At 68.3% G+C, this 14061-nt stretch carries 13 protein-coding genes; 7 read left to right on the top strand and 6 right to left on the bottom strand.

Annotated features, from left to right (window positions below; translation table 11 throughout):
* Window positions 1–58: 58 nt before the first annotated feature.
* The gene (locus tag VV02_RS18325) at window positions 59–913 is read right to left on the bottom strand and encodes a GNAT family N-acetyltransferase (RefSeq protein ID WP_052593835.1); all 855 of its coding nucleotides are present in this window, start codon (window positions 911–913) and stop codon (window positions 59–61) included.
* Between the two features lie 238 nt (window positions 914–1151).
* Here VV02_RS18325 and VV02_RS18320 point away from each other — a divergent pair, with 238 nt between their 5' ends.
* The 7 genes from VV02_RS18320 to ndk all read left to right on the top strand — a co-directional run bounded on the left by VV02_RS18320 (window position 1152) and on the right by ndk (window position 8830).
* Window positions 1152–1682: a hypothetical protein gene (locus tag VV02_RS18320; protein ID WP_157063454.1), complete on the top strand. Its 531-nt coding sequence runs from the start codon at window positions 1152–1154 to the stop codon at window positions 1680–1682.
* Window positions 1683–1982: 300 nt separating this feature from the next.
* Complete coding sequence (gene ileS / locus VV02_RS18315; RefSeq protein WP_052593831.1) at window positions 1983–5252, top strand: isoleucine--tRNA ligase; 3270 nt, start codon at window positions 1983–1985, stop codon at window positions 5250–5252.
* On the top strand, window positions 5249–5761 hold the full coding sequence (locus tag VV02_RS18310; protein WP_052593829.1) for a GNAT family N-acetyltransferase: 513 nt from the start codon (window positions 5249–5251) through the stop codon (window positions 5759–5761). Before ileS ends, VV02_RS18310 begins: the two co-directional genes overlap by 4 nt.
* Window positions 5758–7149 (top strand): bifunctional folylpolyglutamate synthase/dihydrofolate synthase, encoded by a 1392-nt coding sequence (locus VV02_RS18305; RefSeq protein ID WP_052593827.1) that lies wholly within the window; start codon window positions 5758–5760, stop codon window positions 7147–7149. Before VV02_RS18310 ends, VV02_RS18305 begins: the two co-directional genes overlap by 4 nt.
* A complete protein-coding gene (locus tag VV02_RS18300) occupies window positions 7146–7535 on the top strand; it encodes a DUF4233 domain-containing protein (RefSeq protein ID WP_245633126.1) in 390 nt (129 codons plus the stop codon). The genes VV02_RS18305 and VV02_RS18300 overlap by 4 nt, the downstream gene beginning before the upstream one ends.
* Window positions 7532–8371: an undecaprenyl-diphosphate phosphatase gene (locus VV02_RS18295; protein WP_052593825.1), complete on the top strand. Its 840-nt coding sequence runs from the start codon at window positions 7532–7534 to the stop codon at window positions 8369–8371. Before VV02_RS18300 ends, VV02_RS18295 begins: the two co-directional genes overlap by 4 nt.
* A 30-nt stretch (window positions 8372–8401) precedes the next feature.
* Window positions 8402–8830 carry a nucleoside-diphosphate kinase gene (gene ndk / locus VV02_RS18290; protein ID WP_052593823.1) on the top strand — a complete coding sequence of 143 codons (429 nt, stop codon included), beginning with the start codon at window positions 8402–8404 and terminating at the stop codon, window positions 8828–8830.
* A gap of 3 nt (window positions 8831–8833) precedes the next feature.
* Here the strand turns inward: ndk and VV02_RS18285 are convergent, their stop codons facing one another.
* From VV02_RS18285 to VV02_RS18265, 5 genes are all read right to left on the bottom strand, one after another.
* Window positions 8834–9361, bottom strand: coding sequence for a MarR family winged helix-turn-helix transcriptional regulator (locus tag VV02_RS18285; RefSeq protein ID WP_052593821.1), 528 nt, complete (start codon window positions 9359–9361; stop codon window positions 8834–8836).
* Window positions 9362–9392: 31 nt separating this feature from the next.
* Window positions 9393–11753: a phosphoenolpyruvate--protein phosphotransferase gene (gene ptsP / locus VV02_RS18280; protein WP_083450268.1), complete on the bottom strand. Its 2361-nt coding sequence runs from the start codon at window positions 11751–11753 to the stop codon at window positions 9393–9395.
* Window positions 11754–11763: 10 nt separating this feature from the next.
* Window positions 11764–12387 (bottom strand): dihydroxyacetone kinase subunit DhaL, encoded by a 624-nt coding sequence (dhaL, locus tag VV02_RS18275; protein WP_052593818.1) that lies wholly within the window; start codon window positions 12385–12387, stop codon window positions 11764–11766.
* Window positions 12387–13391, bottom strand: coding sequence for a dihydroxyacetone kinase subunit DhaK (dhaK, locus tag VV02_RS18270; RefSeq protein WP_052593816.1), 1005 nt, complete (start codon window positions 13389–13391; stop codon window positions 12387–12389). Before dhaK ends, dhaL begins: the two co-directional genes overlap by 1 nt.
* Window positions 13392–13456: 65 nt before the next feature.
* Window positions 13457–14029, bottom strand: coding sequence for a hypothetical protein (locus tag VV02_RS18265; protein ID WP_052593814.1), 573 nt, complete (start codon window positions 14027–14029; stop codon window positions 13457–13459).
* Between the last annotated feature and the right edge of the window lie 32 nt (window positions 14030–14061).

Below are 14061 nucleotides of genomic sequence, written 5' to 3'. Positions count from 1 at the left end.
CACGGTAGGTGCGGTCCACGTCGATCGCAGCGCCGTCCATCCATCGGTAAGGCGTCGATCAGGCTCGGCGCCGCCAGCCCAGCCAGAGCGGCCGGTAGCCCAGGCGGTGCCAGAACGGGCCCGAGAGCGGGTTGATGATGTTGTAGTTCAGCACGGTGGCGGCGTGCTCGCGGTCGGCCCGATAGGCGGCCGCCCGGGCGAGCGAGGACCCGATCCCGCTGCTCCGTCCGTCCCGCGTCGTGACGCCCACGGCGAGGTAGGCGGCCGGCGTCGCGCTCGTGAGGTCCTGGACCCAGGCAGCATGCTGCGCCGAGTGGACCAGCATCACGCCGACGACCTCGCCGTCGTGCTCGGCGACCAGGCTCAACGAGTCGGGTCGCCCGCAGATCTCCGCGGTGGCGGAGGCGATCAGCTGCGGCGAGGCCGGCCGCTTGAGCAGGTTGCCGAACTGCGCGTCCCAGATCACCAGCTCCAGCCACAGCCGAGTGATGGCATCGGCGTCCTCCGGGCGCACCGGCCGTACGCACTCCGGCAGCTCGGCGAGCGCGGCCCGCCCACGCGGGCGGATCGCCAGGGGCGACGCCGGCTGGAAGCCGTGTCGCATGAAGACCGCGGGCATCGCGTTGTCACGGCTCGGCCAGCTGATCTTGGTCAGCCCGCGCTCCGCCGCCGGCAGCGACTCGAGCCAGGCGGTGAGGAGGCGATCCATCGCGTCCGGGCTGGCCACTCTCGGCGTGAGGGTGTGCTGGAGGTCGTCGGTCCAGAGCGACGACAGCTCGGTGAGATCGGCCCGCTCGGTGGTGGCGATGCCGTAGCCGCCGTCGACCTCGATGCGGGTGCCGCCGGTCGGGTCGTCCACGGCGTTCGGGAGCGCACTGTCGATGTCCTGCCAGTGCCGCATCACCGGATCCATACGCCTCAGTGTGGCGCACAGCGGCGCCGGAAAGACGCACACGAGCCTCGCGCAGTTCTGGTATTCGAACGCAGTCGGGACTGCGTTCGAATACCAGAACTGCGCATGAGTGCTGGCGAGCGCGCGCCCGAACCACCCACTGGCCGGCTCGGTCCGACACGATGGTGACCAGGGCCGGGAGGAGCGACCTCTCGGGAGAGGGGTTGTGGTGCGACTGCTTCGGTTCGGACTCGTAGCGATGGCGACGGTCTTCACGGTGAGCGGATGCAGCTCGTCGGGGGACGAGGGCGCTTCTGGTCCTGCCACGGTGACCGTGACCTCATCGACCGCAGCTCCGGAGCCCGGCACGTCGAGCGGTGCAGCAGACGGCTCATCGACGGCGACAGGCACCGGAGGTGCCTCGACCACGTCGATGTTGCCAACAACCGCACCGGGCGGTTCGGGTCCCGCGCCGGGGCAAGGTCCTCAGAGCGTTGCCCAGAGCTATGCGTCTGCCTTGGGGTCGAGTGACCTGCCGAAGGCGTGCGGTCTCGTCGCGAGCGAGGACGGGACGGGTGCGCTCAGTCCGGCCGACCGCCAGCAGTGCGTGCAAGGTCTCGGCTATGTGCTCAGCCGGAATCCGCCTGACTCATTCAAGTCGGTGAAGGCTGGAAAGGCCACGGTCACCGGGGATCGCGCCACGATCAGCTGGACTCCCGCCGATGTTCCTTGGACCCTCATCAGGATCAAGGGCCGCTGGTACATGGAGCCCGACACCACCATTCGCTGACGCACACCGTCGCTCACGTCGCTGCCAAGGGACTTGGGTCTGCGCGGCTGACGCGCCTACACTCCTGCCTAGAAGCGTCTGAGCCGTCATCAGCGGCGAGCCTCCGGAAGAACGGTGCGAGAGCACTCACTAGAACCGGACGGGACGAGCCCGTGACAGCTCATGCGAAGCGGCCGTACGCCGCCCGCTCACCTCGAGCGGGCACAGTGGGGCAAGCGAGGTGGTACCGCGGTGCCGTCCGGACCTCCGGACACGTCGTCCTCGTGAGCAGGACGACGACGCGAGAGAGATGCCGCAGCGATGACCTATCCCAAGGTCGACCTCAGCAGTGACGACCAGACCCCGCAAGGTGTGTCCGCGACCCCACGGTTCCCGGACATCGAGCAGGGTGTGCTGGCGTACTGGGAGTCCGATGACACCTTCCGGACCTCTGTCGAGCAGCGCGATCCCGGCATCGACGGCGACAACGAGTTCGTCTTCTACGACGGCCCGCCGTTCGCCAACGGCCTGCCGCACTACGGCCACCTGCTGACGGGCTACGTCAAGGACCTCATCCCGCGCTACCAGACGATGCGTGGCCGCCGGGTCGAGCGGCGCTTCGGCTGGGACACCCACGGCCTGCCGGCTGAGCTCGAGGCGATGAGCCAGCTCGGTCTGAAGACCAAGGAAGAGATCCTCGAGATGGGGATCGACAAGTTCAACGCCGCGGCTCGCGAGTCGGTGCTGCGCTACACCGCTGAGTGGGAGTCCTACGTCAAGCGGATGGGCCGCTGGGTCGACTTCGAGAACGACTACAAGACACTCAACCCGACCTTCATGGAGTCGGTGATCTGGGCGTTCAAGCAGCTGTACGACAAGGGCCTGATCTACGAAGGCTTCCGCGTCCTGCCCTACTGCTGGAACGACCAGACCCCGCTGTCCAACCACGAGCTGCGGATGGACGACGACGTCTACCAGATCCGCCAGGACCCGGCCGTCACCGTCGGACTTCGTTTGGAGACAGGCGAACTCGCGCTCATCTGGACCACGACGCCGTGGACCCTGCCGTCCAACCTCGCGATCATGGTGCGCCCCGACATCGACTACGTCGTGGTCGAGTCCGACTTCACGGGCACGACGGAGCGGTACGTCGTCGCGGAGGCCCGCGTGGCGTCGTACGCCAAGGAGCTGTTCGGCGATGCGAAGGCCGACTGGGCCTCACATGTCGTGGAGCGGCTGACCGGTGCGGACCTGATCGGCCGTTCCTACACGCCGCCGTTCACCTACTTCGAGGGTCACGAGAACGCCTTCAAGGTCGTCGAGGCCGACTTCGTCACCACCGAGGACGGCACCGGGCTGGTGCACAGCGCCGGCGCGTTCGGTGAGGAGGACATGGCCGTCACCGACCGCGAGGGCATCAAGCCGGTCATCCCGGTCGGCCCGGACGGGTGCTTCACCTATCCGGTGGCGGAGTACGAAGGCATGCAGGTCTTCGATGCCAACCCGCACATCATCGACGACCTCAAAGCGCGCACCAAAGGCGCGGCCGAGGCCGGAGCGACGACCGAGGGCACGGTGCTGCTGCGCCGAGAGTCCTACGACCACTCCTACCCGCACTGCTGGCGCTGTCGGCGTCCGCTGATCTACATGGCGGTGAGCAGCTGGTTCGTCGAGGTCACCAAGATCAAGAACCGGATGCTCGAGCTCAACCAGGAGATCACCTGGGTGCCGGACAACGTCAAGGACGGCCAGTTCGGCAAGTGGATCGCCAATGCTCGCGACTGGTCAATCACCCGTAATCGCTTCTGGGGCAGTCCTGTTCCCGTTTGGAAGTCGGACAACCCCGAGTACCCGCGCATCGACGTCTACGGTTCGTTCGACGAGCTCGAGCGCGACTTCGGCGTGCGCCTCGAGGACCTGCACCGGCCGTACATCGACGAGCTCACGCGGCCCAATCCCGATGACCCGTCAGGGAACTCGACGATGCGCCGCGTCGAGGACGTCCTCGACGTCTGGTTCGACTCGGGGTCGATGTCGTACGCCCAGGTGCACTATCCGTTCGAGAACGCCGACTGGTTCGAGCACCACTTCCCGGCCGACTTCATCGTCGAGTACATCGGGCAGACACGCGGCTGGTTCTACATGCTGCACATCCTGGCGACCGGCTTGTTCGACAAGCCGGCCTTCAGCTCGGTCATCTGTCACGGCATCGTGCTGGGCTCGGACGGGCAGAAGATGTCGAAGTCGCTGCGCAACTACCCCGATGTCAACGAGGTGTTCGACCGCGACGGCGCCGACGCGATGCGCTGGTTCCTGATGCAGAGCCCGATCCTGCGCGGCGGCAACCTCGTGGTCACCGAGCAGGGCATCCGCGACGGTGTGCGTCAGGTGCTGATGCCGCTGTGGAGCAGCTGGTACTTCTTCAGTCTGTACGCGAATGCCGCCGGTTACGAAGCGAAGTCGGCTACCGAGTCAACGGACGTTGTTGATCGGTACCTGCTCGCCAAGCTGCGTGACCTGGTCGAGGACGTGCAGTCGCAGCTGGACGAGTACGACGTCGCCGGCGCCTGCGAGTCGGTGCACGGCTTCCTCGACGTGCTGACCAACTGGTACATCCGCCGGTCGCGTGAGCGCTTCTGGGGCACCGGTGACGAGGGCAGCGCGCACGCTGCCTTCGACACCCTCTACACCGCCCTCGAGACAGTGACGCGGGTGGCAGCGCCGTTGCTGCCGTTCACGACCGAGCAGATCTGGCGTGGCCTGACCGGTGGCCGCTCGGTCCACCTCACCGACTGGCCCGACGCCTCCGTGCTGCCGGCCGATGCAGAGCTCGTGGCTGCGATGGACCGTGCTCGTGAGGTCTGCTCGACCACGTTGTCGGTACGCAAGGCCGAGCAGCTGCGCGTACGCCTGCCGCTCGCCGGCGTCACGGTGGTCACAGCGGAAGCCGCATCGCTCAAGCCGTTCGCCGCCGTGGTGGCCGACGAGGTCAACGTGCGCGAGGTGACGCTGATCGACATCGCCGACGCCAGCGCGTCCGACTTCGGCGTCTCGCAGCGACTGGTCGTCAACGCTCGCGCCGCAGGTCCGCGCCTCGGCAAGGAGGTGCAGGTCGCGATCAAGGGTTCCAAGACCGGCGACTGGTCGGTGGCCGAGGACGGTGCTGTCACCAGCGGTGGCCTGACCCTGCAGGAGGGCGAGTACGCCCTTGAGACCGTCGTCGACGAGGCCGCCGGCTCGGCGAGCCGCGCGGTGCAGATGCTCCCGGGCGGTGGGTTCGTGGTGCTGGACACCGAGGTCACGCAGGAGCTGGCTCAGGAGGGGCTCGCGCGTGACGTGATCCGTGCGGTTCAGGAGGCGCGTCGAAAGGCGGGCCTGGAGGTGACCGACCGGATCTCGCTCGCCGTAACAGGGGATGATGAGGTCTGGCAGGCCACCGTCTCGCACCAGGAGCTGATCATGCGCGAAACCCTTGCGACCCAGTTCGGCTCGGCAGGTGCCGGCCACTCCCTCGGTGAGGGACGCGGACAGGAGAGCAAGGTGGGCGACGGGCTCACAGTGACGATCGAGGTCAAGAAGGTGGCGTCATGAGCGAGGGGGCGAACATCGTCATTCGTCAGGCTGACGGCGAGGACCTGACCGAGGTGCTGGAGGTCGGTCACAAGACCTGGCCGGTGACGTACGGCCCGATCGCCGGGGACGACTACGTCGCCATGGGTCTGGCGAAGTGGTGGACCCAGGAGGCGACCATTCCCGCCATCCGGGCGGGCCGGGTGACGGTGGCCGAGGTCGACGGACGGGTCGTCGGGATGACGAGCGTCGGTCCGTCCGAGGGCCACCTCAATCTCTGGAAGCTCTACGTCCTGCCTGACCAGCAGGGAACCGGTCTCGGTGGCCGGCTGATGCGCGCGGTGATCGACAAGGCCGTCGAGGACGGTCACGACGCGATTCGCCTCTCCTACATCCTGGGCAATGACAACGCGGCCCAGTTCTACGAGCACTTCGGCTTCGTCGAGACCGAGCGCGAGTCGGGCGGGTCCGGTATGCCCGACAACGTCTGGATGCAGCTCGCCCTGCCCCAGCCCGGCGAGGACGCATGACCCCGCGCCCCGATGCGGCCCAGCAGGAGGCGGCCCGCAACCTTGACCTGCGCAAGCGGATGCGTGAGGTCGAGGAGGCCATCCTCGCCCGCACGCCTGAGAGCTCGCCCGAGCCGTCGCTGGCGCGTGTTGCGCGGTGCATGGAGCTGATGGGTGACCCGCAGCGGTCGTTCCCCCTCATCCACCTCACTGGCACCAACGGCAAGACCTCCACGGCGCGCATCATCGAGCGTCTCCTGCGCGAGACGGGGATCTCGACGGGTCGCTTCACCAGTCCACATCTGCACGACATCCGCGAGCGAATCTCGTTGAACGGCAAGCCCGTTGACATGGACAGGTTCGTGACGGCGTACGACGAGGTCGTGCCCTTCATCGACATGGTCGATGCCGAGTCGGCTGGCTCGGACGGCGTCCGGATGACCTACTTCGAGGTGCTCGTCGTGCTGGCCTACGCGATCTTCGCGGACGCGCCCGTCGACGTGGCGATCGTCGAGGTGGGCCTCGGCGGCGCGTGGGACGCGACCAACGTGGCCGACGCGACCGTGGCTGTGCTGACCCCGGTCGCGATCGATCATCAGCGGCTGCTCGGCGACAGCCTGGAGCAGATCGCGTCCGAGAAGCGCGGCATCATCAAGCCCGGCACCCTGGCCGTCATCGCGCGCCAGGAACCCGAGGTCGACGAGCTCGTCGCCGAGCGGGTCGAGGAGGTCGGAGCGACGGCCTTCCGCGAGGACCACAACTTCGGCGTGACAGCCCGTGAGCCGGCGGTCGGTGGCCAGCAGCTGTCGTTGCGCGGACTAGCGGGCCCCTACGACGACCTGTTCCTGCCGTTGTTCGGCGAGCACCAGGCCCACAACGCGGCAGCAGCCGTTGCCGCCGTGGAAGCCTTCATCGGGGGCGGTGAGCAGCCCCTCAACGAGGATCTGCTGCGCGCCGGGCTCGCCGAGGTCACCTCGCCGGGCCGGCTGGAGATCGTCCGTCGCTCGCCGACGGTCCTCGTCGACGCCGCGCACAACCCGGCCGGAGCCCAAGCCCTGCGGGATGCCATCAACGACTCGTTCACGTTCAACGCGCTGATCGGCGTCATCGCGGTTCTCGAGGACAAGGAAGCCACCCAGATGCTCGAGCTGCTCGAGCCGGTGCTGGACCACGTCGTCGTGACGCGTACGACCTCGCCGCGCGCGCTCGCGCCCGAGGTCCTGGGGCGGATCGCCGAGGAGGTCTTCGGGGAGGACCGGGTGACCGTCGTACGCGACCTGCCGGACGCCCTGGACCGGGCGGCGGCTCTGGCCGACGACGGGGGAGTGGGCGGCGGCGTCCTCGCCACCGGCTCGGTCACCACCGCGGCCGAGGTCCGCATGCTGCTCGGGCGGGAGTCCGACGCGTGATCGGACGGCTCCTCCTCTATGGGGTCGGCGAGAAGATGACACGTCGTTTTGCGGCGGTTGTCCTTGCCGGCCAGGCGTTCGCGGTGTTCTTCGGCGCCCTTGTGGCGTATGGGATCTCGCGCGCCGACGACGACGGCAACCGGTCGACGTACCTGCTCCTGGGCTGCGTGCTGGCTGTGATCTCCCTGCTGACTTCCGGTGCATTGCGTCGACCTTGGGGAGTCACCCTCGGTTGGCTCGTCCAGGCCGCTACCCTCGCGTTTGCGTTCATCGTTCCCGCGATGGTGATCGTCGGAGTGATCTTCGGCGCCCTGTGGGTCACTGCCCTCTTCCAGGGCAACAAGATGGACCAGCTGACCCGCGACTACACAGGGAGTTCTGCATGAGCTGGTTCGAGGCCATCGTCCTCGGCATCGTCCAAGGCCTCACCGAGTTCCTCCCGATCTCCAGCTCAGCGCATCAGCTGATCACGGCGCGACTGTTCTTCGACAACGACGGTGGTGGGTCGGCGTTCACCGCCATCAACCAGCTCGGCACCGAGGCCGCGGTCCTGGTGTTCTTCCGCAAGGACATCGTCCGGATCATCAAGCAGTGGTTTCTCTCGATCCTCGGTGACGTGCCCACGTCCGACCCTGACGCGCGGATGGGCTGGCTTGTCATCCTCGGCAGCCTCCCGATCGGCATCCTCGGTCTGCTGTTCCAGAACTGGATCGATGACACGCTGCGCAACCTCTGGCTGACCGCATCGATGCTGCTCGGCTTCGGTCTGGTGATCGCCTACGCCGACTCGCGTGCGAGGCAGCGAAAGACGTTGGCGAACCTCGATTCTCGTGACGGTGTGGCGTTCGGGTTCTGGCAGTCGCTCGCGCTGATTCCCGGTGTCTCGCGCTCCGGTGGCACCATCGCCGGTGGTCTGTTCATGGGCTACACGCGTGAGGCCGCGGCGCGCTACTCGTTCCTCCTGGCCATCCCGGCCGTCCTGTCCTCGGGACTGTTCAAGATCGTCAAGATCGGCGAGGACGACCCCAACCCACCCTGGGGTCAGATCGCGATCGCGACCGCGCTCGCGTTCGTCGTCGGCTACGTCGTCATCTCGTGGCTGATGCGCTACATCTCCAGCCACGACTTCAAGCCGTTCGTGATCTACCGCGTCATCCTCGCGCTGGTGATCTTCGGCCTGCTGATCGGCGGCGTCGTCGAAGCAGGTGCGCCCCCCGCGTAGCCGCGGAGGGCCCCGGATAGGGTCTCCACCGTGACTGCACAGATCGAGCGCTCCCTGGTCATCGTCAAGCCCGACGGCTACCGCCGCGGACTCACCGGGGAGGTGCTGCGCCGCATCGAGGCCAAGGGCTACACCTTGGTCGCCCTCAAGGTCGAGACCGCTGACAAGGCCCGCCTGGCTCAGCACTACGCCGAGCACGAGGGCAAGCCTTTCTACGAGCCGCTGGTGGACTTCATGTCGTCAGGCCCGGCGACCTTCGTGGTCATCGAGGGCCAGGACTGCATCAAGGGCTTCCGCTCCTTGGCTGGAGCGACCAATCCGACTGAGGCTGCGCCGGGTTCGATCCGTGGCGACCTCGGTCGCGACTGGGGTCTGGCCGTTCAGCAGAACATCGTCCACGGCTCGGACTCAACGGAGTCCGCCGAGCGCGAGATCGGGATCTGGTTCCCTCAGGGCTGATCGTCAGGTGGCGAGGGCGTCGTCCACGCCGGTGATGGCCAGCTCGAGCAGGTCGGCGAGCTGGTCCCGCTGCGCTGAGGTCAGCCGCTCGAGGACGTCCGACTCCACGACGTCGGAGTTCTTCACGACCTGCTGGAACATCTGCCAGCCGGCCTCGGTGAGTGTCACCAGGACGCGGGTGCGCTTCTCGAGGTCGGGGGTCCGCTTGATGAGGCCGCGATCGGACATCTTGTCGAGCCGATGCGTCATCGAGGACGGTGCGACCGCTGCGGCGCTCGCCAGCTGGGTCGGTGTCATGACCGTGCCATGAGGTGCGGTCGCCAGCTGGGAGATCACGCCCCACTCGCCGCCGGACAGGCCGACATCGGTCAGCGATTGGGTGTACCACTGCGACAGGCGGCGGTGCAGTCCGTGGACCGCCGTGATGACGCGTTGGACGTCTTCACTGCCGCCGGCCTCGACATAGGCGGCGACCTCGGCCTCGTAGCGCTCGCGCTCGGTAGGCCCGACCGCCTTCTTGCGTGGCGTCATGGCTGGTCAGTGTGCCACCACCGAGCCTGGGTCACGAATCGAGCGCGGCTCGGCGCAACCTCGCCTTGACCACGGGGATGGCGGGAGGGCTCGCACTCAGCTCTCGAATGCCGAGGGATACCAGGCGTTCTGCAAGGTCTGGCCGGCTTGCCGCATCACCGCATACGGCTACCTCGACGCCCGAGCGCACCTCGCGGCAGACGATCTCGATCAGGCGCAGCACCGCGGGGCTGCCGGGGTCCAGCAGGTGTGCGACGCCGCCATTGCCGCGCTCGGCGGCCATGACGTACTGGGTGAGGTCGTTGGTGCCGATACTGACGAAGTCGAGACGCCTGGTGATCTCCGCGGCGGTGAGAGCCGCGGCCGGCACCTCGATCATGACGCCGACCTGCAGGTTGTCCGGTCGCCCACCGACCCGCTCCGCGGCCTCGTCCAGTCGCGAGAGCGCCCAGTCCACCTCGTCCGGCGTCGTCACCATCGGGAACATCACCCGCATCGGGCTCGGCGCCTCAGCCGCGGCCCGGCAGACCGCCTCGAGCTGGTCGACGAGCGCCCCTGGTGCGTCCTCGAAGGCGCGCAGCCCGCGCCGTCCGAGGAACGGGTTGTCCTCACGGGGGAGGGGCAAGTACGACAACGGCTTGTCCGCGCCGACGTCCCAGGTCCGGATGGTCATCGGACCGCCGAGCGCCCGCGCGACCTCGACGTACGCCTCCGCTTGCTCCCGCACGGACGGCATCTCTCCCCGGTCGGCGAACAGCAGCTCCGTACGCAGCAGCCCTGCGCCATCTGCGCCGAGCTCAGCGGCGGAACGCGCATCGGCGACGGACGCGATGTTGGCCATGACGTGCACCGTGGTGCCGTCCGCGAGTACGACAGGCTCATCAGCGTGGGCGACCGCGTCGTCGCGCTCGCCGGTCCGGTCCCGCACGAGCCGCTCGAACTCCTGGGTCGTGGCTTCGTCGGGCCGGGCGACGAACCGTCGTGATGACGCGTCGAACGCCACGACGTCTCCCGTAGCGACGCCCTCGGCCTCGTGGACGTCATCGATGAGCGGGATGCCGCGTGCCCGGGCGAGCAGAACGCCATGCCCGGTCGCACCACCGGACCGGGTGACCACGCCGATGATCTGCGTTGCATCGAGCGCGGCCGCAGTGGCTGGGTCCAGCGTCTCCACGACCAGGACACCCTGACCGTCAGGCACGTCATCGAGAGGCACACCCGAGAGCGCGGCCAGCACCCGGTCGCGGACGCTGGTGACGTCCTGCGCCCGTTCACGCTGGTAGGGATCGGCGAGCCCCGCGAACTCAGCGCTCAGGGAGTCCATCCGATCGGCGTACGCCTCCGGTGCAGGCACCCCACTGTCCACAGCGGCGCGCACGGGGGTCAGCACGCCGGGGTCGTCGAGCATCGCGAGGTGTGCCTCGAACACCGCACCGGCGTCCTCGCCGAGCTGCGCAGCAGCGTCCCGCGAGAGCGTGCCGAGCCGAGCGCGTACGGCAGCCAGCGCCTCGTCGAGACGCCGCCGCTCGCCGGCAGGCTCCTGGGGCGCGTACGAGCTCAGGTCCACCGCTCGGCCCACGACGAGTGCCGGCCCGATCGCGACGTCCAGACCCGAACCACGAGTTGGCTCGGCGCTCGCAGAAGAAGGAGAGCTGGCGTCGATGTCATCGCCAAACCCTTGTGCCGCAAAGGATTCCAGCGCTCGCAGGATGTCGACTGCGCCGGATCCGGTGGACTCGACGAGCAGACGATGGCCCTGTCGCGCGTCAAGTGTCGCGACGCCGCTGAGGCTGCGCGCATCGACCGGACCACGGCCGGAGTCGAGGTTGCGGACGCGCACGTCCGCGTCATGGCCGGCGACCAGGCGGACGAAAGCGGCGGCCGGGCGGGCATGCAGACCGTGCGCGTTGGGCACCACGATCTCGGACTGGTGGTCGTACGACGGAGCGGCGGTCTCCCCGTCCGTCGCCGCACCCTCGGTCGGCTCGCCGAGATGCGACTCCTTGGCTGTGAGTCCTCGCTCGGCCTCGGCCGCGACCGCCGCGAGACCGCTGCCAGTCGAGGCGGCCACCGTGGCGGCCACCAGACCCTCGACAAGCGGCGCAGGCGTGAGTCGCACCCGTGCAACGGTGTCGGGGTCGATGAACTCCAGCGCCATCTCGGCACTCAGCACGGCGCTGCCGAGGTCGACCATCACGAGCACGCCGTCCCCGCTGTCGGCGGCGACAAGGGCCTCGGCGACGGCCACGGCGTCGGTGCCGAACGAGCCGTCGTCCAACCCGGCCGCGATGACCGTGGTCGGGCGACCGGCCTCATCGACCATCTCCGCGGCCAGCGCCACCGCAGCCTCCGCCAGCGCCCTGCTGTGGGAGACCACGACGATCCCGATCATGGGCTCGGCCTCAGCGCAGCGTGCGGGCGGCGGACTCCAGCAGCAGCGTCGTACTCGCGGCGCCGGGGTCGATGTGACCCGCGCTGCGCTCGCCGAGATAGCTGGCGCGGCCCTTCCTCGCGACCAGCGGACCAGTCGCGTCGCGACCCTCGGCTGCTGCCTTGGCAGCAGCCCCCAGCGCAGGCCCGAGGTCCGACCCGCCGGTGACCGCCTCGTCGTAGGCCGCCAGCGCGGGTGCCCACGCGTCGTACATCGTCTTGTCGCCCGGCTCGGCCTTGCCTCGTTGGAGTACGCCGTCCACGCCGGCCCGCAACGCGGCGCCCAGCTCAGCTGCGGACACATCAGACTTGCCCGCCAACGGCCCGGCGAGCCGGATGAAGAAGGTGCCGTAGAGCGGGCCGCTCGCCCCACCCACCGTGCTGACCAGTGTCATACCAGCCTTCTTGAGAAGGCTTGCGGTATCAGGGAACTCGCCGTCGAGGAGCTCGGCGACGGCAGCCGTACCGCGGGCCATGTTGCTGCCGTGGTCGGCGTCGCCGATGGCCGAGTCGAGCTCGGTGAGGTGCTCCTGCGACTCAGCCATGGTCTGTGCGAGATCGCCCAGCCATTCCACGAACCGGTCCTGAGTCGCCATCAGGCGCCCCACCTCAGGCCGGGAGTGTTGACGGGCGCGTCCCAGAGATGGATCAGGTCGTCGTCGGCCGTCTGCAGAGTCACCGAGCAGCCGGCCATCTCCAACGAGGTGATGTAGTTGCCGACCAACGATCGCGAGATCGGGATGTTGGCCTTCTCGAGGATCGTGCTGACCTCGTTGAACATGAGGTACAGCTCGAGCAGGGGAGTGCCGCCCATGCCGTTGACGAACGCGATGACGGGCTGACCGCTGCTGCGGGGAAGGTCGTCGAGGATGGGCTCCAGCAGCTGTTCGGCGAGCTCTCGCGCCGGTGCCATGGCCTTGCGCTCGCGGCCGGGCTCACCGTGGATCCCGATGCCCAGCTCGAACTCGTCGTCACCGAGCTCGAAGGTTGGCTTGCCGGCCGCCGGCACCGTGCACGAGGTGAGCGCCAGGCCCATGCTGCGGCCGCTCTCGTTGATCCTCGTCGCGAGATCGGCGACCTGGGCGAGGGGCCGGCCCTCCTCGGCGGCGGCACCGACGAGCTTCTCGAGCAGCACCGTGACACCGACTCCTCGGCGGCCGGCCGTGTAGAGCGAGTCCTTGACCGCGACGTCGTCGTTGGTGACGACCGTGCGCACCTCGACGCCGCTGTCCGCATCGGCCATCTCGGCCGCCATCTCGAAGTTCATCACGTCGCCGGTGTAGTTCTTCACGATGTGCAGGACGCCCGCGCCACCGTCGACCGCCTGCGTTGCCGCTTCCATCTGGTCCGGCACGGGAGACGTGAAGACCTCACCGGCGCAGGCGGCGTCGAGCATGCCGAGTCCGACGAAGCCGCCGTGCATGGGCTCGTGCCCGGATCCGCCGCCGGACACCAGGCCGACCTTGCCCTTGACCGGTGCGTCCTTGCGGTAGATCACTTTGTTGTCCAGGTCGACACGAAGGTGATCGGGGTGTGCGCCGGCCATCCCGCGCAGGGCCTCGACGACCACGTCCTTGGGGTCGTTGATGAGCTTCTTCATGAGTCCATGCGAGCACACCCGAACCGGCTTTGCCCAGGCTTCCGGGCTACCTGTCGTCGGAGGGCTCAGGTCGCAGGATCTGGAACGGTCAGCCGACGAGCAGTCGCCTCGAAGGCACGCACGTTTTCCTCGGCCTGGCGGATCCGCTCGCGCACTGAGTCGGGGGACTGGCTGGACTCCGGACGGGGCTGCTCGTTCCGCAGGGTGATGGCGGCCTGGAGGACGATGTTCTGGGTCGCGTGGGCGACGTTCTCCATCTCCAGCAGGAGGAGGCGCGCCTCGCGCGCGGTGGCGTCGTCGGCGATGATCGAGGCATCTGCGGCGAGGACTCTCAGCTCTTCGACCACGGCGTACGCGTCGTAGACGTTGGTGATCTCGGCCTGCGAGGGCGGTCCGTCAGGAAACATGGTGCCGGGAGTCGACCTGCTCAGGGCCTGAGACCTGGACAACGCGCTCCACGTGCCACGGACCATCGCGGCGAATGCTGTCGCTCGCTTCTCTCGCAGGTGATCCTGGACCTCGTGCACGTGCGCCGCACTGGCTGACCGCAGCGCCGTCCGGGCGGTCAGCCAGGCTCCTACCGTGCCGAGCGCGCCACCACCCCAGCCCGCCAGCACCGCCGCCAGTCCCGCGTCCATGCTTCCGAATCCTGCACCACCACCGTGCGATC

It is taken from the genome of Luteipulveratus mongoliensis (assembly GCF_001190945.1).
Taxonomy (GTDB): domain Bacteria; phylum Actinomycetota; class Actinomycetes; order Actinomycetales; family Dermatophilaceae; genus Luteipulveratus; species Luteipulveratus mongoliensis.
This window is presented reverse-complemented; position numbering and strand designations above follow the sequence as displayed.

Bases quoted from the DNA above. Each gene is read 5' to 3' on its own strand.
- dhaK (WP_052593816.1), bottom strand. From the start codon at position 13,391: ATGAAGAAGCTCATCAACGACCCCAAGGACGTGGTCGTCGAGGCCCTG.
- VV02_RS18305 (WP_052593827.1), top strand. From the start codon at position 5,758: ATGACCCCGCGCCCCGATGCGGCCCAGCAGGAGGCGGCCCGCAACCTT.
- ptsP (WP_083450268.1), bottom strand. From the start codon at position 11,753: ATGATCGGGATCGTCGTGGTCTCCCACAGCAGGGCGCTGGCGGAGGCT.
- VV02_RS18325 (WP_052593835.1), bottom strand. From the start codon at position 913: ATGGATCCGGTGATGCGGCACTGGCAGGACATCGACAGTGCGCTCCCG.
- VV02_RS18285 (WP_052593821.1), bottom strand. From the start codon at position 9,361: ATGACGCCACGCAAGAAGGCGGTCGGGCCTACCGAGCGCGAGCGCTAC.
- VV02_RS18265 (WP_052593814.1), bottom strand. From the start codon at position 14,029: ATGGACGCGGGACTGGCGGCGGTGCTGGCGGGCTGGGGTGGTGGCGCG.
- dhaL (WP_052593818.1), bottom strand. From the start codon at position 12,387: ATGGCGACTCAGGACCGGTTCGTGGAATGGCTGGGCGATCTCGCACAG.
- ileS (WP_052593831.1), top strand. From the start codon at position 1,983: ATGACCTATCCCAAGGTCGACCTCAGCAGTGACGACCAGACCCCGCAA.
- VV02_RS18310 (WP_052593829.1), top strand. From the start codon at position 5,249: ATGAGCGAGGGGGCGAACATCGTCATTCGTCAGGCTGACGGCGAGGAC.
- VV02_RS18295 (WP_052593825.1), top strand. From the start codon at position 7,532: ATGAGCTGGTTCGAGGCCATCGTCCTCGGCATCGTCCAAGGCCTCACC.
- VV02_RS18320 (WP_157063454.1), top strand. From the start codon at position 1,152: ATGGCGACGGTCTTCACGGTGAGCGGATGCAGCTCGTCGGGGGACGAG.